Source organism: Streptomyces sp. NPDC001781, assembly GCF_053596035.1.
On sequence record NZ_JBSFFI010000043.1, the window covers coordinates 23127 to 42389 of the forward strand.

Sequence of the window (19263 nt, forward strand, 5' to 3'; positions counted from 1 at the left end):
CTCGCCATCTGCCATCCGCCGTAAGGGAGTTCGGTGATCAGAAGCATCTTCGAGACAGCTGCGGGGCGGTAGTAGGCTCGCGCCGTTCCACGTCGGACACACGTACCCCGGGTGAGGGGGCGAGCTGGGGGAGGCCATGCGGTTTCGCGGGAAGTCGATCCGCCGGAAGATCGTGGCGCTGCTTCTCGTGCCGCTGGTGGCCCTGACCGCCGTCTGGGCCTTCGCCACCGTGCTGACGGGAGGTGAGGTCGCCCGGTCGCTGCGTGTCTCACACGCGGTGAAGGACATCGGACACCCCACCGAGGACACCGTCCGCGGCCTCCAGCACGAGCGCCGGCAGAGCCTCGTCTACCTCGCCGACCCGCGCGCCGCCGACGCCCTGGCCGGGCTGCACCGCTCCCGCATCGCCACCGACCGCGCCCTGGCCACCCTCCGCGCCAACGCCCGGAACCCCAGGACCCGCGACGCGCTGCGCGGCGAGGACGGCGAACGTCTCACCACCGCACTCGACGCCCTGGGCGGCCTGGAGTCCCTGCGTCGCAGTGTCGAGGAGCGCACCCTCACCCGCGAAGGCGCCCTCGACCTCTACAACCGCCTGGTCGACCCCTGCTACGCGCTGGTCGCCGCGGTCGACGGCGTCGACGACGTGGAGATGGACAAGCAGGCCGGAGCCCTCGTCAACACGGGCCGCGCCCGCGAACTCCTCAGCCGCGAGGACGCCATCCTCGGCTCCGCCCTGGTGGTCGGCGCTCTCTCCCGCGAGGAGGCCCGCGAGGTCTCCGACCTCGTCGCCCAGCGCACCCTCCTCTACGACGTCAGCCTCCCGCTGCTGCCCGCCCCGGAACGCGACCGCTACGACAGCTACTGGCGCAACGCCGCCACCGCCCCCCTGCGGACTGCCGAGCGCGAGGTCGTCGACACCGGCGCCGGCATCCCGCGCGGTGTCACCACCGCCAGCTGGCACGCCGTCGCCGGGGGTGTCCTCGAAGACCTCGGCACCATGGACGACCAGGCCGGCCACCGCTTCCGCGACCGGGTCCGGCCCGTCACCTACGCAGTCATCGCCCAGGCCGCCGCAGTCGGTGTCCTCGGTCTCGCGGCCCTCCTGATCTCCCTCGTGCTCTCCGTGCGCGTCGGCCGCCGCCTCATCCGCGACCTCAGGCGGCTGCGGACCGAGGCCCACGAGGCGTCCGCCGTCCGGCTGCCCCACGTCATGCGCCGCCTCTCCGCGGGCGAACCGGTGGACGTGGAGAGCGAGGTGCCCCGGCCCGAGTACGACCAGAGCGAGATCGGCGAGGTCGGCCGCGCCCTCAACACCCTGCAGCGGGCCGCCGTGGAGGCGGCGGTCAAGCAGAGCGAAGTGCGTGCGGGGGTGTCCGAGGTGTTCGTCAACCTCGCCCGCCGCAGCCAGGTGCTGCTGCACAAGCAGCTCACCCTGCTGGACACCATGGAGCGCCGCACCGAGGACACGGACGAGCTCGCCGACCTCTTCCGGCTGGACCACCTCACCACCCGGATGCGCCGCCACGCCGAGGGCCTGGTGATCCTCTCCGGCGCCGCACCCTCCCGCCAGTGGCGGCGCCCGGTACGGCTGATGGACGTCGTCCGCGCCTCCGTCGCCGAGGTGGAGGACTACGAGCGCGTGGAGGTGCGGCGGCTGCCCGGCGTCGCCGTCATCGGCCCCGCCGTCTCCGACCTCACGCACCTCGTGGCCGAACTGCTCGAGAACGCCACGCTGTTCTCGCCCCCGCACACCCAGGTGCACGTGGTGGGGGAGCGGGTCCCCAACGGTTTCGTGCTGGAGATCCACGACCGCGGCCTCGGCATGACCGCCGAGGCGCTGCTCGACGCCAACCTGAGGCTCGCGGAGACCCCCGAGTTCCAGCTGTCCGACACCGACCGGCTCGGCCTGTTCGTGGTCAGCCGCCTCGCCCGCCGCCAGCACGTACGGGTCTCCCTGCAGCCCTCTCCCTACGGCGGCACCACCGCCGTCGTCCTGATCCCGGACGCGCTGCTCACCGACGACGCCCCCGACACCGACGGCATCGGCATCCGGCTCGGCGACCTGTCCAAGGAGACCCAGCGCACCAGGGAGCGCGGCGCGGACCGGCCCGTGCAACGCGACGAGCCGGCCGAACCGGCCCTCACCGCGGACCGCCCCGCCCTCGACGCGCCCACCGGGGAGTTCCCCGGCATGCTGGCGGACGACGACAGCGAACTCGGCGGCATCTTCCGCGCCCGCGGCCTCGCCCCCGCCGACGTCCACGACCCGGCGGCGCTCGTCCCGGCGCCGCGGCGCGAGCCGCCGAAGCTGGTCAGCTCGCACGGCGAACCCGTCACCTCGCGTGCCGAACACCTGGCTGCCGAGCACGACGGTCCGCCCCCGCTGCCCACCCGCCGCCGGGGCGACTCCGGCAGGCGCCCCACGCCCAGGACCGCACGCACCGCCACCGCCGAGCGGCCCGGCGCCCCGGCCGCCGGCGCCGCCGCGTCGCCCCCGGAGCTGCCGCGCCGCACCCGGACCGGCCCGGACACCCCCGACCCGATCAGCGCGGCGGCCGCCCACATGGCCCCCGCCCCCGCAGACCCGGCGTCCGACGGTTCCGCGCCGCTGCCCAAGCGCGTACGCCAGGCCAATCTGGCGCCGCAGCTCCGGCGCGAGCCGGACCGGCGCCCCGAGAACACCTTGGAGTCCGCCGTACGCGACGCCGACGAGGTCCGCTCGCGGATGGCCTCGCTGCAGCGTGGCTGGGAGCGTGGCCGCGAGGAGAACGCTGAGGGCGACCGAGCCCACAGCGGCACAGCACCAGGAACGACTGAGGGAGACGGTCGATGACCGCACCGAACGCGACCGGCCACACGGAGAGCAAGAAGAAGGAGCTGAACTGGCTCCTCGACGACCTGGTCGACCGGGTCGCCAGCATCCGCAAGGCCGTCGTCCTGTCCGGCGACGGCCTCGCCATGGGCGCGTCCACCGACCTGACCAGGGAGGACAGCGAGCACCTCGCCGCCGTGGCGTCCGGCTTCCACAGCCTCGCCAAGGGCGTCGGCCGCCACTTCGAGGCGGGCAACGTCCGGCAGACCGTGGTCGAACTGGACGACGCCTTCCTCTTCGTCACCGCGGCCGGCGACGGGAGCTGCCTCGCCGTGTTCTCCGACGCCGACTCCGACGTCGGCCAGGTCGCCTACGAGATGACGCTGCTGGTCAAGCGGGTCGGCGTCCATCTGGGCAGCGCCCCGCGCAGCGAGCCGCCCGTGGGCGGGTAGTCGGACGACATGAGCGGAGAGGGTCAGAGAAGCGGCGGCCGCTGGTTCGACGACGAGGCGGGCCCCGTCGTCCGCCCGTACGCGATGACACGTGGCCGTACCAGCAGCCCCGGCCAGCACGTCCTCGACCTGATCGCGGTCGTCGTCACCGAACCGGACGCCGGCGACCCCGAGGAGGACCCGACGCTGGCGCCGGAGCACGTGGAGATCGCCGGCCGCTGCCGGGACGAACCGCAGTCGGTCGCCGAACTCGCCGCCGCACTCGACCTGCCCGTAGGAGTCGTACGCGTCCTGATCGGGGACCTCGTGCACGCCGGACTCGTCCATGTGACGCGTCCGGTGCCCCCGGCAGAGCTGCCGGACGAGAGTATCCTGCGCGACGTGATCGACGGCCTCCGGGCGCTGTGACCAGCACGGAAGCGGGGTAGTGACGTGACAGGCTGGGAGTTCTGGGTCGACCGGGGCGGCACCTTCACCGACATCGTCGCACGCCGCCCCGACGGCGGACTGGTCACCCGCAAGCTGCTCTCCGACAACCCGGCCCGCTACGCCGACGCGGCCGTGGCGGGCGTCCGTGAACTGCTGGGAGACTCCCCTGAGCCCGTCCAGGCCGTTCGGATGGGCACCACCGTCGCCACCAACGCACTGCTGGAGCGCAAGGGCGAACGCACCCTGCTGGTGATCACCCGGGGCTTCCGGGACGCCCTGCGGATCGCCTGCCAGAACCGTCCCGACATCTTCGCCCGGCACATCGAACTGCCCGAGCAGCTCTACGAGCGCGTGGTCGAGGTGGACGAGCGGCTCGCCGCCGACGGCACCGAACTGCGTGCCCCCGATCTGGCCGCCCTGGAGGGCGAGCTGCGCCGCGCGTACGACGACGGCATCCGAGCTGTCGCCGTCGTCTGCCTGCACAGTCACCTCCACCCGGACCACGAGCGTGCCGTGGGCGAACTGGCCGAGCGGGTCGGCTTTCCGCAGATCTCGCTGTCCAGCGAGGTCAGTCCGCTGATGAAGCTCGTCCCGCGCGGGGACACCGCCGTGGCCGACGCCTACCTCTCGCCAGTGCTCCACCGCCACGTCCGGCACGTGGCGGACGCACTGCAGGACGTACGGCTGATGTTCATGCAGTCCAACGGCGGGCTCACCGAGGCCGGGCACTTCCGCGGCAAGGACGCCGTGCTGTCCGGGCCCGCCGGGGGCATCGTCGGCATGGCCCGCCTGTCGGAGCTGGCCGGACACGACCGCGTCATCGGCTTCGACATGGGCGGCACCTCGACCGACGTCTCGCACTTCGCCGGCGCGTACGAGCGCGTCTTCACCACCCGGATCGCGGGCGTCCGGCTGCGCGCTCCCATGCTGGACATCCACACCGTCGCCGCAGGGGGCGGCTCCGTGCTCCGTTTCGACGGCTCCCGCTACCGGGTGGGCCCCGACTCGGCCGGCGCCGACCCCGGCCCCGTCTGCTACCGCGCGGGCGGCCCGCTCACCGTCACCGACGCCAACGTCATGGTCGGCCGCGTCCAGCCCGCCCGCTTCCCGGCCGTGTTCGGCCCCGACGGAGACCAGCCGCTGGACGCCACCGCCGTACGCGACGGATTCGCTGCCCTCGCCCGCGAGATCCGCGAAGCCACCGGCGACGACCGGACCCCGGAGCAGGTGGCCGAAGGGTACCTGCGCATCGCGGTGGCCGGCATCGCGGCCGCGATCAAGCGGATCTCCGTCCAGCAGGGCCACGACGTCACCCGCTACACCCTCACCACCTTCGGGGGCGCCGGGGGCCAGCACGCCTGCCAGGTCGCCGACGCGCTCGGCATCCGTACCGTCCTGGTGCCGCCCATGGCCGGTGTCCTCTCGGCGCTCGGCATCGGCCTGGCCGACATCACCGCCATGCGCGAGCAGTCCGTCGAGGTGCCCCTGACCGAGGCGGCGATGCCCCGCGTCCACAGCACCGCCGCCGCACTGGAGGCCGCGGCCCGCGCCGAACTCCGCGCCGAGGACGTGCCGGAGGACCGCGTCCGCACCGCCCGCCGCGCCCAGCTCCGCTACGACGGCACCGACACCGCTCTCACCGTCGACCTCACCGACCCCCACGCCATGCGGCGCGCCTTCGAGGAACGCCACCGCGCCACGTACTCCTTCACCCTGGACCGCGGCATCGTCGTCGAAGCCCTCTCCGTGGAGGCCACCGGTCTCACCCCGCCCCCCGATCTCCGTGCCCTCGCCCCCTACGAGGGCATCCCCGCCGCCCCCGACATCGTCCGCCTGCACACCGGCGGCGCCTGGCGCGACGTACCCCTGCACCGCAGGGAGGCACTGCCGCCCGGTGAGACCGTCGCCGGACCCGCGATCATCACCGAGGCCGGCACCACGACCGTCGTCGACGAGGGCTGGCGGGCCACCGCGGACGAGCACGGACATCTGGTGATGGAACGGACGACGGTCACGGAGAGTTCCCGCCCCGGCACGGAAGTCGATCCGGTCCTGCTGGAGGTCTTCAACAACCTCTTCATGTCCATCGCCGAGCAGATGGGCGCCCAGCTGGAGTCCACCGCCCAGTCGGTCAACATCAAGGAACGCCTGGACTTCTCCTGCGCCCTGTTCGACCCGGACGGCGACCTCGTGGCCAACGCCCCCCACATCCCCGTCCACCTGGGCTCCATGGGCACGAGCGTCAAGGAGGTCGTGCGCCGCCGGGGTGCGCGGATGCGCCCCGGCGACAGTTACGCCGTCAACGACCCCTACCACGGTGGCACCCACCTGCCCGACGTCACCGTGATCACCCCCGTCTTCGGCGGCGGGCCGGGTGAGACCGGGATCCTCTTCCACGTCGCCTCGCGCGGCCACCACGCCGAGATCGGCGGCATCGCCCCCGGCTCCATGCCGGCCGGCAGCCGCACCATCGAGGAGGAGGGCGTCCTCTTCGACAACTGGCTGCTCACCGAGGACGGCCGGCTGCGCGAGGAGGAGACCCGCCGCCTGCTCACCGACGCCCCCCACCCCTCGCGCGATCCCGCCACCAACCTCGCCGACCTGCGTGCCCAGATCGCCGCCAACCGCAAGGGCGCCGATGAACTGGGCCGCATGATCGAGGAGTTCGGGCTGGACGTCGTCCAGGCGTACATGAAGCACGTGCAGGACAACGCCGAGGAATCCGTCCGGCGCGTCATCGACGTCCTGGACGACGGGGAGTGCGCCTACGAGACCGACTCGGGCGCCGTGATCCGCGTCCAGGTGCGGGTCGACCGGACCGCGCGCCGGGCCACCGTCGACTTCACCGGCACCTCCGCCCAGCTCGGCACCAACTTCAACGCCCCCACCGCGGTCGTCCACGCGGCCGTGCTGTACGTGTTCCGTACCCTTGTCGCCGACGACATTCCGCTCAACGACGGCTGCCTGCGCCCCCTCGACATCGTGGTGCCGCCCGGCTCCATGCTCGCCCCCGAGGCACCCGCCGCCGTGGTCGCGGGCAACGTGGAGACGTCCCAGGCCATCACCGGCGCGCTCTACGCGGCACTGGGCGTCCAGGCCGAGGGCTCCGGCACGATGAACAACGTCACCTTCGGCAACGACGACTACCAGTACTACGAGACGATCGCCTCCGGTTCGGGTGCGGGCGACACCTTTCCGGGCGCCGATGTGGTGCAGACCCATATGACCAACTCCCGGCTCACCGATCCCGAGGTGCTGGAGTGGCGACTGCCCGTCCGCCTGGAGGAGTTCGCGGTACGGCGGGGGAGCGGGGGTGCCGGACGGCACCGGGGCGGGAACGGTGCGGTGCGCCGCATCCGCTTCCTCGAACCGATGACCGTCTCCGCCCTCTCCCAGCACCGCCGCGTCCCCCCGTACGGTATGGCGGGCGGCGCACCGGGTGCCCTCGGCGCCAACCGGGTCGAGCACGCCGACGGCACGGTCACGGACCTGGGCGCCAGCGGCACGGCCGAGGTCGCCCCCGGTGACGTACTCGTCGTCGAAACCCCTGGTGGCGGGGGCTACGGCACGCCACCCACCGGTCCGGGCGACACCGGCACCGGCACCCGCATCGACACCGGCACCCGAGCCGACGGTCCCCACCGAGCAGGAGAAGCGAGCGATGGTCTTCGAGCGACGAGCTGAACGCGGCAAGCCCCCCGTCGAGCCCGTCACGCTCAAGATCCTGGTGGCCGGAGGGTTCGGCGTCGGCAAGACCACCATGGTCGGCGCGGTCAGCGAGATCCGGCCGCTGCGCACCGAGGAGGTGCTGACCGAGGCCGGGCGGCCCGTCGACGACACCGACGGCGTCGAGGGCAAGCGCACCACCACCGTCGCCATGGACTTCGGCCGCATCACCCTCCGCGCCGACCTCGTGCTCTATCTGTTCGGGACGCCCGGCCAGGAGCGTTTCTGGTTCATGTGGGACGAGCTGTCCGAGGGCGCGCTCGGCGCGGTCGTCCTCGCCGACACCCGGCGCCTGGAGGACTGCTTCGCCGCCGTCGACTACTTCGAGCGGCGGTCGATCCCGTTCGTCGTCGGCGTCAACTGCTTCGAGGGGGCAGCCCGTTACCCCGCGGAATCGGTCCGCAAGGCCCTCGACCTCGACCCGGACGTGCCCGTCCTGCTGACCGACGCCCGTGACCGGGAGTCCGTCAAGACCGTCCTCGTCGGCGTCGTCCAGCACGCCATGGAACTGGCCGCCGAACGCCGCCGCGCCGTCGCCACCTGAACGGGCAGGGCACCCCGCCCGCCCCGTCCCATCGGCACCCCGCGACACGCCCACCGTGATCGGATACAGTCCGCGCGTGTCCGAGATTCAGCAGCCGGCCGCCAACTCCGGTCCCGGTTCCCATTGTTCGAGCTGCGGGGCCCCCTACGGGGACGGCGTCACCGGCTGGCCGCGCGCCTGCCCCGCCTGCGGCACCACCGCCTACCGCAATCCGCTGCCGGTGGCCGTCGTGCTCCAGCCCGTGTACGACACCCACGGCGCCGCCCTGGTCGTCATCACCCGCACCGTCGCCCCGCGGCTCGGCGGCGTCGCGCTGCCCGGCGGCTTCATCGACGACCGCGAGGACTGGAAGCACGCCGCCGTCCGCGAACTGCGCGAGGAGACCGGCATCGAGGCCGACGCCCGCGACGTGCGGCTGGTGGACGCCATGAGTTCGCCCGACGGCCACCTGCTCCTCTTCGGGCTCCTCCCGGAACGCCCGGCCGACTCTCTCCCGGTCTCGGCCGCCACCGACGAGACCGAGGGCTGGCACCTCCTGCGCGGCCCCGGGGAACTCGCCTTCCCGCTGCACACCCTGGCCGTCCGCGCCTGGTTCGAAGGCCGCTACTGACCGGTGGCGGCCCCGCCGAGCCCCCGTACCCGCACCGGCCGGGACGGCTCGGCGGGACCGCCGTCCGCCTCCCGGGTGACGATCACGCGCGTACCGTCCCAGCGGGTCACGTACCGCTCGATCCCTCCCGTGTCGGGTACCACCAGACCGCCCCCGGTCCGCCCCGGCGCGGGCGCCCACACCTCGAGGCCCACGGTGCCGTCCGCCCCACGCACCGGAAGGACGGCACCCGCGCGCGCGAGCACCGGGATCCGCCCCCGGGGAGCCTCCACCAGCACCTGCCCCGGCCCCTCGTACGCCCGCTCCGTCACCGTGTCGTACCAGCGACCCCGGGGCAGCCGCACCGCCCGCCGCTCGGTGCCGGGATCCAGCACCGGCGCCACCAGCAGGCTGTCACCGAGCAGGAACGCGTCCTCGCAGTCCCGCAGCGCCCGGTCCTCCGGAGCACCCCACCACAGCGGCCGCACGGCGGGCGCACCCGTCCACCGGGCCAGATGCGCCAGCGTCACGAAGTACGGCAGGAGCCGGCGCCGTTCGAGCAGCGCCACGCGCGCGTGCCCGAGCACCTCCGCCCCGAACTCCCACGGCTCCCGACCCGCACGCGCGCCCGTACGCGTGCGGAACAGCGGCAGGTACGCGCCGAGCTGGAACCAGCGCAGATAAAGCTCCGGCGACACGTCACCGCCGGGCCCGCCGACATCCGTCCCCGCGTAAGGCACCCCGCACAGACCGAGCCCCAGCACCAGGGACACCGACGCCCTGAGCGCCGGCCAGCCCGTCTCCACGTCCCCCTGCCAGATGCCGCCGTACCGCTGCGTCCCGGCCCAGCCGGACCGGGAGAGCACGAAGGGCCGCTCCCCGGGCGCCAGTTCGCACAGTGCCTCGAACGCGGCACGCGCCATGCACAGGGCGTCCAGGTTGTGCGCCTCGCGATGGTCGCCGCCGGCCCCCTCCAGGGCCCGCCGCGCCGAGCGCGGCAGCGGCGGCACTCCCAACGCGTCCCGCGGGGAGGGCTCGTGGGCGCCGTGCCAGAACCCGGCGAACCCCTGCTCCAGCCGCTCCTCGTAGAGCCCGCCCCACCACTCGCGTGCCCGCGTGTGCGTGAAGTCGGGGAACACCGCCTCACCGGCCCGCCCCTCGCCCCGGACCGTCCGCCCCGACGCGTCCCGCACGAACGCGTCCACGGCACAGCCGCCCTCGTACACCGGGTCGCCCGGCGCCACCCGTACCGCCGCGTCGACGGCCGACACCAGCCGCACCCCGTCCCGGCGCAGTTCCTCCGCGAGGACCTGCAGCTTGGGGAAACGGTCCTGGTCGACGCTGAAGGGCCGCCCGGAGTCGTGGTGACCGGCGTCCAGGTGCACGGAGTCCAGGGGCAGATCGCGCTCCTGGTAGCCCGCGACGATCGCGCGTACCTCCTGCTCGCCGGTGAAGTCCCGTGCGTGCTGGTGCCCGAGCGCCCAGGCGGGCGGCAGCGCGGGCGCGCCGGTCAGCGACGCCCAGGCGCCCAGCACGCGCGCGGGGGCACCGACGATCACCCAGCAGCGCAACGGGCCCCCGTCCATGCGTATCTCACAGCGTCCGGCCCGGTCGTGCCCGGAGCCGGCGCCCTCCTCGCCCTCCCGCAGGACCACCGTCCCGTCCCATGGCGTGTCGTGGAACACCAGATGAGCCGAGGCGTCCGCCACCACGAGCTGCACCGGCATCGCCACGGGCACCGCCCCGTTCCACAACCGGTACGAGCCGTCCCGCAGCCGGGGCCCCGAGGTCCGCCCGCCCAGCCCGAAGAACCGCGCGTCCGCAGCCACCTCGGCCCGCTGCGTCCAGCGCGCCGCACCCCCACCCAGCGGCTCCCACCAGCGCGGCGGCAGCTCCCGGCGCAGCACGAGCCCGCCGGGCGTACGGATCTCCACCGCCCCCTGCCGGGACACCGCGACGGTCACCCGCTCGGCCACCACCCACCAGCCGCCGTCCTTGTCCGGCTCCAGCACCGCCCGGGGATCGGCCTCGGGCGCGCCGCCGGCCAGCGCGTACGACGGCTCCGGGCCCGCCCCGTCCCAGCCGAGGAACACCGCTCCGCCGACCGCCACCACGATCCGCAGCTCCGAGCGCGCGAACCGGATCACCCCGCCACCGGGCCCGGGCTCCGCGTCCCGCACCTCGCCCGGCACCCGCGCCCGCTCCGCGCCCCTGGGGGGAAGCCCCACGGCGTCGCTGCGCCTGCGGTGCCAGGCCGCCCGCACCGCCCGCATCCCCCGCGCGGCGCGTTCCGCGCCGCCCCCGCCCCACGAACGCACCAGGTCACGACCGTTCATGCTGCTCACCCTGTCACTGTGCGCGCCCCGCGCGTGTGCCGTTCAACTACCGTTCACCGTGGTGGGACCACATCGTTGACACACGCACCATGTGGGGGCGTGCCCTGGTGCCGAAGTCGATCACATGGCATCGTCCCTGTCAGCCCTGTCCCGCGCACCCCTCAGCCGTGCGCGGACGACGCAACGACGCGTACAGTCCGGGAGCCGCATCATGTCCACCGAGCATCCGCAGCCGCTCTGGCAGCCCACCGACGAGCGGATCGCCCGTGCCCGCATCACCCGGTTCCAGGCATGGGCCGCCGAGCACCACGGGGCCCCCGCCGAGGGCGGTTACCCCGCGCTGCACCAGTGGTCCGTAGCCGAGCCGGAGGCCTTCTGGACGGCCGTCACCCAGTGGTTCGACGTCCGCTTCGCCACGCCTTACGCGCGCGTGCTGGCCGACCGGTCCATGCCCGGCGCGCAGTGGTTCCCCGGCGCCACCCTCAACTACGCCGAGCACGCCCTGCGCGCCGCCGACGACCGCCCCGACGAGCCCGCGCTGCTCCACGTCGACGAGACCCACGAGCCCCGCCCGGTGACCTGGGCCGAACTGCGCCGCCAGGTCGGCGCGCTGGCCGCCGGCCTCCGCGAACTCGGCGTACGCCCCGGCGACCGGGTCAGCGGATATCTGCCCAACATCCCCGAGGCCGTCGTCGCCCTGCTCGCCACGGCCGCCGTCGGCGCGGTGTGGACCTCCTGCGCGCCCGACTTCGGCGCCCGCAGCGTCCTGGACCGCTTCCAGCAGGTCGAGCCGGTCGTCCTGTTCACCGTCGACGGGTACCGCTACGGCGGCAAGGAGCACGACCGCCGGGACGCCGTCGCCGAACTCCGCCGCGAACTGCCCACCGTACGGGCGGTCGTCCACATCCCGCTGCTCGGCACCGAGGCCCCCGAAGGCGCCCTCGACTGGGCGGACCTGACGGCCGGCGACACCGCGCCGGTCTTCGAACAGGTCCCCTTCGACCACCCGCTGTGGGTGCTGTACTCCTCCGGTACGACCGGCCTGCCCAAGGCCATCGTCCAGTCGCAGGGCGGCATCCTCGTCGAGCACCTCAAGCAGCTCGGCCTGCACTGCGACCTCGGCCCCGAGGACCGCTTCTTCTGGTACACCTCGACCGGCTGGATGATGTGGAACTTCCTCGTCTCCGGCCTGCTCACCGGCACCACGATCGTCCTGTACGACGGCAGCCCCGGCTACCCCGACACCGGCGCCCAGTGGCGCGTCGCCGAACGCACCGGCACCACCCTCTACGGCACCTCGGCCGCCTATGTCATGGCCTGCCGCAAGGCGGGCGTCCACCCCTCCCGCGACTTCGACCTCTCCACCGTGCAGTGCGTCGCCACCACCGGCTCCCCACTGCCCCCGGACGGCTTCCGCTGGCTGCACGACGAGGTCCGCGACGACCTGTGGATCGCCTCCGTCAGCGGCGGCACCGACGTCTGCTCCTGCTTCGCCGGAGCCGTGCCCACCCTGCCCGTCTACACCGGTGAACTCCAGGCCCCCGGCCTCGGCACCGACCTCCAGTCCTGGGACCCCGGCGGCGCACCGCTGGTGGACGAGGTGGGCGAGCTGGTCGTCACCAACCCCATGCCGTCCATGCCCATCCGATTCTGGAACGACCCCGACGGCAGCCGCTACCGCGAGAGCTACTTCGACACCTACCCCGGCGTGTGGCGGCACGGCGACTGGATCACCGTCACCTCACGCGGCTCGGTGATCATCCACGGCCGCTCCGACTCCACCCTCAACCGCCAGGGCGTCCGTATGGGCTCCGCGGACATCTACGAGGTCGTGGAGCGCCTCCCGGAGATCAAGGAATCCCTCGTCATCGGCATCGAACAGCCCGACGGCGGCTACTGGATGCCCCTCTTCGTCCACCTCGCCCCCGGGGCCGCCCTGGACGACGCCCTGCGGGACCGCGTCAGGAAGGCCATCAGGGAAGAGCTCTCGCCCCGGCACGTCCCGGACGAGATCATCGAGGTGCCCGGCGTCCCGCACACCCTCACCGGCAAGCGCATCGAGGTCCCGGTCAAGCGCCTCCTCCAGGGCACCCCGCTGGAGAAGGCGGTCAACCCCGGCTCCATCGACGACCTCTCCCTGCTCGGCTTCTACGAGCAGCTGGCCCGCAAGCGCGCCTGATCCCGCCTCAGCCCCCGTAGGTGGCCTCGGACTCGCCCAGTACGGCCGCGAAGTCCGAGGCCAGCCGTGCCGCCTCCGGCGGTTCGAGGTCCGTCGTCGTGATCCGCACCCCCGGCGCGGACGCCAGCCGGAACCGCGCGCCGGCCGCGACCCACCAGCCGCGCGACCGCAGCCCGTTCACCACGGCCGACTCGTCCCGCACCGGCACCCAGAGGTTCATCCCGCTCCCGCCGCACGCGGGAATGCCCCGCTCGGCCAGGCCCTGGGCCAGCGCGGTCCGGCGCAGCGCGTACTCCCCGCGCGCGCGTGCCACCAGCGCGACCGTGGCGGGGTCCGTGAGCAGGCCGTGCACCGTCTCCTGGAGAAGGTGGCTGACCCAGCCGGAGGTCAGCAGCAGCCGCCCGTCGTGCCGGGCCAGCGTCACCGGGTCGCACGCGGCCGCCGCCCACCGCAGGTCGGTGCCGAGAAACTTGCTCACCGTCCGGACGTGCGCCCAGCGGGCCGGCCCCGTCGTGGCCAGCGAATGCAGGGGCGCGCCGGCGATGTCGGAGGCGTGGTCGTTCTCCAGCACCAGCACGTCCGGTGCCTCCCGCAGAACCCGGGCCAGCGCGTCCCGGCGCGCCGGTGAGAAGGCCCCGCCGAACGGATTCTGCGCTCGCGGACTGAGCACCACCGCCCGCACCCCGGCCCGCAGCGCGCCGTGCAGCTCCGCCGGGCGCATCCCCTCGCCGTCCACCGCGACCGGCACCGTACGCAGCCCCAGCGCCGCGACCAGGTCCAGCAGATGGTGATACCCAGGGTCCTCCATCGCCACGGCGTCCCCCGGCCGCAGCTCGGCCGAGAGCAACCGGCCGACGAAGTCCAGCGCACCGTGGGCGAACGTCACCTGCTCCACCGGCACCCCGTCGGCCCCGATCCAGTCCCGCACCGCGTCCTCCAGCCGCGCCAGCCGGGGACTGGAGCGGTGCGCGCGGACCCCGGGGGAGAGACGGGAAGGCGGCACCAGCGCGGGCAGCAGCGCCGGGTCGGGGTGACCGCCGGCCAGGTCCCGCAGGCCCTCGGGCACCTTGGGCGGGCGCCGGGACGCCAACGAGGACGCCTCCGCCACGACCGTCCCGCCCCGGCCGAGGGTCACCACGATCCCGCGCCGCCGCAGCTCCTTGTAGGCGGTGGCCACGGTGCCCGGACTCACTCCCAGCTCCTCCGAGAGCCGCCGCACCGGGGGCAGCGCGGCCCCCGGCGTCAACGCGCCCTCCCACACGCCCTGTTCGACGGAACGGGCAATCCCCTTGGCGGTCGTACCGCTGATCTCATATTGTATTGCCACGTAGTTGATTATGTATCAGTACATAAATCGAAGCAAGGGAGAACCGTGACCGCGAAACGCGGCGCAGCCGACCACCGAGCACGCATACCGGGAGGCCGTGACGGACGCCGGATGCTCGCCGTCACCCTCCTCGACCGCATCGGCAGCGGCCTGTGGGCCTCCGTCTCGGTCCTGTACTTCACCCACGTCTCCCACCTCTCCGCCGCCCAGGTCGGCACCCTCGCCGCGATCGCCGGCGCGTTCGGCATCGCGGGCGCACCCCTCGGCGGCCGTCTCGCCGACCGCTTCCGGCTCACCCACGTCCTGATCGCGCTCCAACTCCTGCGCGCCGCCGCCTCCTTCGCCCTCCTCACCACCGACCACTACGGCCTGCTCGTCGCCTACTCCGCGCTCGGCGCCCTCGGCGACCGCGCCGCCGGCATCCTCACCAAGCTCTACGCCACCCGCGTCGCCGGACCCGAGCGCGTCCGCTACCAGGCCATCAACCGCACCGCGTCCAACGCCGGCTGGGCCCTCGGCGGCCTCGCCGCGGCCGCCGCCCTCACCCTGGGCACCACCACCTACCGCTGGCTCCTCACCGGCGACGCACTCTCCTTCGTCCTCGTCGCCCTCCTCACCCTCACCTGTGCCGAACCCCCCTCCGCCGGCCGCCTCGCCGCCACCGCCGCGGACGCGCCCCGCACCCGCCCCCGCACCCCCTGGCGCGACCGCACCTACCTCGCCTACGTCGGCACCGAGACCGTGCTCTTCCTCGACGACACCTACTTCAAGATCGGCCTGCCACTCTGGATCGCCCACACCCCGGGCGTACCGGAGGGCCTCGCACCCCTGCTGCTCGTGCTCAACAGCGCACTCGTCGTAGCCTTCCAGGTACCGCTCGCCCGCTTCGGCGCCACCACCGAGGCGTCCCGCCGGCTCCTCGTGCCGCTCTCCGCCCTCTTCGCCCTGGGCGGCCTCACCATGACCCTCTCCGCCACCGGCGACCCCGTCCGCGCGATCTGCCTGCTCACCGCCTCGGCCACCCTCTTCACCCTCGCCGAGATGCTGCACGCCACCGTCTCCTGGGAACTCTCCGTCGCCCTCGCCCCCGACGACGCCCAGGGCAGCTACCTCGGCGTCCACGGCCTCGCCCAGGCCGCACAGCGCTCCCTCGGCCCCCTCGCCGTCACCGCCGCACTCACCCTCGGCCCCCTCGGCTGGACCGTCCTCGGCACCACCATCGCCCTGACCTGCGGAATCCAGCACCGCCTGGTCCGCGACCGACTCCGCCCAGTCCCGTTGTCAGTGCCCCCGGTTACGGTGAGTGAGCACTGATCGACAGCGCACACAGGGGGAAGACCATGACACGCACCGAACACCAGACCATGCGACGCGCCCTGCACCGCGAAATCGCCGGCACCGTCGGCCTGCTCACCGACGAACACGACTTCCGCGCCATGCGGCGCTACCGCAGTTTCACCTTCGACGACCACGCCACCTACCTGCGCCAGATGGAAGCCGTCCTCAAGACCCGTGCCGCGCAGGGAAGTCACACCGCACTCGCCTTCTTCGACCCCGAGGAGTACGCCGAGTTCTGCACCGCCACCGGCATCGACCCCGAAGCCCCCGCCAGCCGCAGCCGCTTCACCGCCGAACTCGCCGCCCTCGGCCCCACCATCCCCTACGAGGGCGAACCCCTCACCGCGCTCCTGCCCGTACTCGTCGGCGAAGCCGTCCGCCAGGCCACCTGGGAGTACGCCACCACCCTCCTGACCCGCCTCGGCCCCTGCCCCACCTGCGGTGAGGACATCGGCCGCGCCGCCTTCATCCGCGCCTCCGCCCTCCTCGCCCGCGTCCTGGAGACCGCCCCACCCGGCGCCCAGCACCTTGTGTGCAGCGTCGCCGGATCACCCGAAACCCTTGTCGCCGTCCTGCACGCCGAAGCCGACGCGCACGGCACCGCCGAACCCGACCAGGCCGAAGCCCTCGAGTTCACCAGCGTCCTCGCCCTCGGCCTGGCCACCCGCAGCCCCGGCGGCCTCGTCGTCCGGGTCAGCGCACCGGACCACCCCGACCGCGTCCACGGCTGGCGCCTGCGCGCCGGACACCTCCAGCCGCTCACCGCCTCCGAGGTCTTCGACGCCTACTGCACCGACATCGACACCGGCGAGCTCATCGCCCCGGAGCCGGGCGTCGACTACCGCGCGGCCCCCGGTCTGACGGACGAGGACCAGAACAACGGACACCACCACTGACAACGCGCCAGGGGCGTCCCACCCGAGGGCGGGACGCCCCTGACCACCACGAGCGCGTACGCGTGCGGGAACCGGCTACTCGCCGGACAGCACCGCCTGCGCCGCCGCCCGCGCCTGGTCCGCGCCGTCCGCCGTACGCGCGGCCGCCGCGGCCCGCTCGCACTGCGCCAGCGTGTGCTTCGCGAGCGTCGCCCGCACATAGGGGATCGACGCCGCACCCATCGACAAGGAGGTGACACCCAGACCCGCCAGCACACACGCCAGCACCGGGTCGGACGCGGCCTCACCGCACACCCCGCAGCTCCTGCCCTCGGCCCGCGCCGCCTCGGCGGACAGCGCGACCAGGTCGAGCAGCGCGGGCTGCCACGGGTCCTGGAGCCGCGACACGGCGCCCACCTGCCGGTCCGCCGCGAACGTGTACTGCGCCAGGTCGTTCGTGCCCAGCGACAGGAACTCGACCTCCCGCAGGATCGACCGCGCCCGCAGCGCGGCCGACGGGATCTCCACCATCGCGCCGTACTTGGCCTGCAGCCCCGCCGCCCTGCAGGCGTCTGCGAACGCCTTGGCATCGGCACGGTCCGCCACCATGGGCGCCATGACCTCCAGGTGCACCGGCAGCCCCTCGGAGGCCTTCGCCAACGCCGTCAGCTGGGTCCGCAGCACCTCCGGATGGTCCAGCAGCGTCCGCAGCCCCCGGACACCGAGCGCCGGGTTCGGCTCGTCCGCCGGCGTCAGGAACTCCAGCGGCTTGTCCGCCCCGGCGTCGAGCACCCGCACCACGACCCGGCCCTCGGGGAACGCCTCCAGCACCTGCCGGTAGGCCGTCACCTGCTTCTCCTCGGACGGCGCGTTCTTGCTGTCGTCCAGGAACAGGAACTCGGTGCGGAACAGACCCACACCCTCGGCCCCGACCTCCAGCGCGGCCGGCACGTCCGCCGGCCCCCCGATGTTGGCCAGCAGCGGCACCTTGTGCCCGTCAGCCGTCACACCGGGACCGCTCGACGCGGCCAGCGCGGCCTTCCGCTCGGCGGCGGCCGACTCCAGCCGGTCCGTCGTCTCCTCGGTGGGGTTGACGAAGATGTCGCCCGAGCTGCCGTCCACCGCGATCACGATGCCCTCCGGCAGCTCACCGGCACCGGGCAGCGCGACCACGGCCGGCACCCCGAGCGCACGGGCAAGAATGGCACTGTGGCTGGTCGGCCCGCCCTCCTCGGTCACGAAGCCGAGCACCAGCGAGGGGTCCAGCAGCGCGGTGTCGGCCGGAGCCAGGTCACGGGCCACCAGTACGTACGGGTGGCCGCTGTCCGGCACGCCTGGCATCGGCACCCCGAGCAGCCGCGCCACGATGCGGTTGCGCACGTCGTCCAGGTCGGCGACCCGTCCCGCCAGGTACTCGCCGGCGTTGGCGAGAAGCTCGCGGTAGGCCGCGAACGCGTCGTACACCGCGCGCTCGGCGGTGCTGCCCACGGCGATCCGCCGCTCCACGTCGGACATCAGCTCGGGGTCCTGGGCCATCAGCGCCTGGGCCTCCAGTACGGCCTGCGCCTCGCCGCCGGCCAGGTTGCCGCGTGCCGTCAGGTCGGCGGCCACGGCGTCCACGGCCTGCCGGGCACGGCCCTGCTCGCGCTCGGCGTCCTGCGCCGGGATCTGCTTGGCCGGCGGCTCCAGCACGGCCGTCCCCATGTGCCTGACCTCGCCGATCGCCACACCGTGGCTCACACCGACGCCTCGCAGCGTTGTCTCCATCTCACCGTCTCCGCTAATGCGGCGGCCCCCGCCGCCGCGTTGGTTGTCGTACAAGCCGTCGGACGGCCGAGCCGTCAGGACAAGCAGATCAGGACCAGGAGAAGAGGCTGTCGCCGGTCTTCACGTCACCGGTCTCGCGCAGCCCGGCCAGGGAATCGGCCGTGGCCTCGAGCGCGACGACAGGGCAGATGGGGGACTTGCCGGCGGTCTCGACCGCGGCGGGGTCCCAGCGCACGACGGCCTGGCCGCGCGCGACGGTGTCCCCCTTGTTCACGAGCACCTCGAAGCCCTCGCCGTTGAGCTGGACCGTGTCGATGCCGAGGTGGACGAGTACGCCGTGCCCGCTCTCGTCGACCACGACGAACGCGTGCGGGTGGAGGGATACGACGACACCGTCCACGGGGGACACGACCTCGGAGGGCTCGCGCACCGGGTCGATCGCGGTGCCGGGGCCCACCATGGCCCCGGAGAAGACCGGATCGGGCACGTTGGCCAGTCCGATGGCGCGTCCGGCGAGGGGGGACGTCACGTGGGTCATGGGGGCCTCCCGATGAATGGGGTAGCTGGTGGTTCCCCAGAGAAGTTAGCAGCTAGTGGTCTAGACCACCATCCTCGGGGGTTTGCGCCGTCGTCAGGACTTGTGTACAGTCATCGTCCTGCCTGAGACCGGGAGGCGCGACAGCGCGCTCACTCTCGGCAGCACCCAAACTCGTCAGATCCTACTCGGGATCGGTTTTCGCATGCTTGCGAACAACTGGTCAGGAGCAAGGAAAAACCCTGATAGAGTTTGGACCGCCGGAAAGGGAAACACGGAAGCGGAAACGCGGAAGTGAGGAACTGGAAAGCACCGAGGAAATCGGATCGGAAAGATCTGATAGAGTCGGAA

The 19263-nt window shown here is 73.3% G+C and carries 13 protein-coding genes; 9 read left to right on the forward strand and 4 right to left on the reverse strand.

Annotated elements, in window-relative coordinates:
• The first annotated feature begins 136 nt into the window (after positions 1-136).
• The 6 genes from ACWCV3_RS27245 to ACWCV3_RS27270 all read left to right on the forward strand — a co-directional run bounded on the left by ACWCV3_RS27245 (position 137) and on the right by ACWCV3_RS27270 (position 8576).
• The gene (locus ACWCV3_RS27245; RefSeq protein WP_451229449.1) at positions 137-2836 is read left to right on the forward strand and encodes a sensor histidine kinase; all 2700 of its coding nucleotides are present in this window, start codon (positions 137-139) and stop codon (positions 2834-2836) included.
• Positions 2833-3267 (forward strand): roadblock/LC7 domain-containing protein, encoded by a 435-nt coding sequence (locus ACWCV3_RS27250; RefSeq protein WP_451229451.1) that lies wholly within the window; start codon positions 2833-2835, stop codon positions 3265-3267. The genes ACWCV3_RS27245 and ACWCV3_RS27250 overlap by 4 nt, the downstream gene beginning before the upstream one ends.
• Before the next feature lie 9 nt (positions 3268-3276).
• Entirely contained in the window at positions 3277-3675 is a 399-nt protein-coding gene (locus tag ACWCV3_RS27255) for a DUF742 domain-containing protein (RefSeq protein ID WP_451229453.1), read from the forward strand.
• A gap of 24 nt (positions 3676-3699) precedes the next feature.
• Positions 3700-7380, forward strand: coding sequence for a hydantoinase B/oxoprolinase family protein (locus ACWCV3_RS27260; RefSeq protein ID WP_451229456.1), 3681 nt, complete (start codon positions 3700-3702; stop codon positions 7378-7380).
• Positions 7358-7966, forward strand: coding sequence for a GTP-binding protein (locus tag ACWCV3_RS27265; protein ID WP_451229459.1), 609 nt, complete (start codon positions 7358-7360; stop codon positions 7964-7966). Before ACWCV3_RS27260 ends, ACWCV3_RS27265 begins: the two co-directional genes overlap by 23 nt.
• A gap of 76 nt (positions 7967-8042) precedes the next feature.
• Entirely contained in the window at positions 8043-8576 is a 534-nt protein-coding gene (locus ACWCV3_RS27270; protein WP_451229461.1) for an NUDIX domain-containing protein, read from the forward strand.
• Here ACWCV3_RS27270 and ACWCV3_RS27275 read toward each other — a convergent pair.
• Complete coding sequence (locus ACWCV3_RS27275; RefSeq protein WP_451229481.1) at positions 8570-10891, reverse strand: glycoside hydrolase family 31 protein; 2322 nt, start codon at positions 10889-10891, stop codon at positions 8570-8572. The two genes, ACWCV3_RS27270 and ACWCV3_RS27275, sit on opposite strands and share 7 nt — an antisense overlap.
• A gap of 211 nt (positions 10892-11102) precedes the next feature.
• On the opposite strand from ACWCV3_RS27275, the gene ACWCV3_RS27280 reads away from it, so the two are divergent.
• Positions 11103-13070 (forward strand): acetoacetate--CoA ligase, encoded by a 1968-nt coding sequence (locus ACWCV3_RS27280; protein WP_451229463.1) that lies wholly within the window; start codon positions 11103-11105, stop codon positions 13068-13070.
• 7 nt (positions 13071-13077) lie between these two features.
• Here ACWCV3_RS27280 and ACWCV3_RS27285 read toward each other — a convergent pair whose 3' ends face one another.
• Complete coding sequence (locus ACWCV3_RS27285; protein WP_451229466.1) at positions 13078-14397, reverse strand: aminotransferase class I/II-fold pyridoxal phosphate-dependent enzyme; 1320 nt, start codon at positions 14395-14397, stop codon at positions 13078-13080.
• 45 nt (positions 14398-14442) lie between these two features.
• Here ACWCV3_RS27285 and ACWCV3_RS27290 point away from each other — a divergent pair, with 45 nt between their 5' ends.
• Together ACWCV3_RS27290 and ACWCV3_RS27295 are read left to right on the forward strand one after the other, a co-directional pair.
• Positions 14443-15711 carry an MFS transporter gene (locus tag ACWCV3_RS27290; protein ID WP_451229469.1) on the forward strand — a complete coding sequence of 423 codons (1269 nt, stop codon included), beginning with the start codon at positions 14443-14445 and terminating at the stop codon, positions 15709-15711.
• 26 nt (positions 15712-15737) lie between these two features.
• Positions 15738-16631: a hypothetical protein gene (locus tag ACWCV3_RS27295; RefSeq protein WP_451229472.1), complete on the forward strand. Its 894-nt coding sequence runs from the start codon at positions 15738-15740 to the stop codon at positions 16629-16631.
• Between the two features lie 75 nt (positions 16632-16706).
• Here the strand turns inward: ACWCV3_RS27295 and ptsP are convergent, their stop codons facing one another.
• The gene (ptsP, locus tag ACWCV3_RS27300) at positions 16707-18377 is read right to left on the reverse strand and encodes a phosphoenolpyruvate--protein phosphotransferase (protein ID WP_451229475.1); all 1671 of its coding nucleotides are present in this window, start codon (positions 18375-18377) and stop codon (positions 16707-16709) included.
• Positions 18378-18465: 88 nt separating this feature from the next.
• Entirely contained in the window at positions 18466-18915 is a 450-nt protein-coding gene (locus ACWCV3_RS27305) for a PTS sugar transporter subunit IIA (protein WP_451229478.1), read from the reverse strand.
• Between the last annotated feature and the right edge of the window lie 348 nt (positions 18916-19263).

Coding starts and splice junctions, on each gene's coding strand:
- ACWCV3_RS27245 (WP_451229449.1), top strand. CDS start 137: ATGCGGTTTCGCGGGAAGTCGATCCGCCGGAAGATCGTGGCGCTGCTT.
- ACWCV3_RS27250 (WP_451229451.1), top strand. CDS start 2,833: ATGACCGCACCGAACGCGACCGGCCACACGGAGAGCAAGAAGAAGGAG.
- ACWCV3_RS27255 (WP_451229453.1), top strand. CDS start 3,277: ATGAGCGGAGAGGGTCAGAGAAGCGGCGGCCGCTGGTTCGACGACGAG.
- ACWCV3_RS27265 (WP_451229459.1), top strand. CDS start 7,358: ATGGTCTTCGAGCGACGAGCTGAACGCGGCAAGCCCCCCGTCGAGCCC.
- ACWCV3_RS27275 (WP_451229481.1), bottom strand. CDS start 10,891: ATGAACGGTCGTGACCTGGTGCGTTCGTGGGGCGGGGGCGGCGCGGAA.
- ACWCV3_RS27280 (WP_451229463.1), top strand. CDS start 11,103: ATGTCCACCGAGCATCCGCAGCCGCTCTGGCAGCCCACCGACGAGCGG.
- ACWCV3_RS27295 (WP_451229472.1), top strand. CDS start 15,738: ATGACACGCACCGAACACCAGACCATGCGACGCGCCCTGCACCGCGAA.
- ptsP (WP_451229475.1), bottom strand. CDS start 18,377: ATGGAGACAACGCTGCGAGGCGTCGGTGTGAGCCACGGTGTGGCGATC.
- ACWCV3_RS27305 (WP_451229478.1), bottom strand. CDS start 18,915: ATGACCCACGTGACGTCCCCCCTCGCCGGACGCGCCATCGGACTGGCC.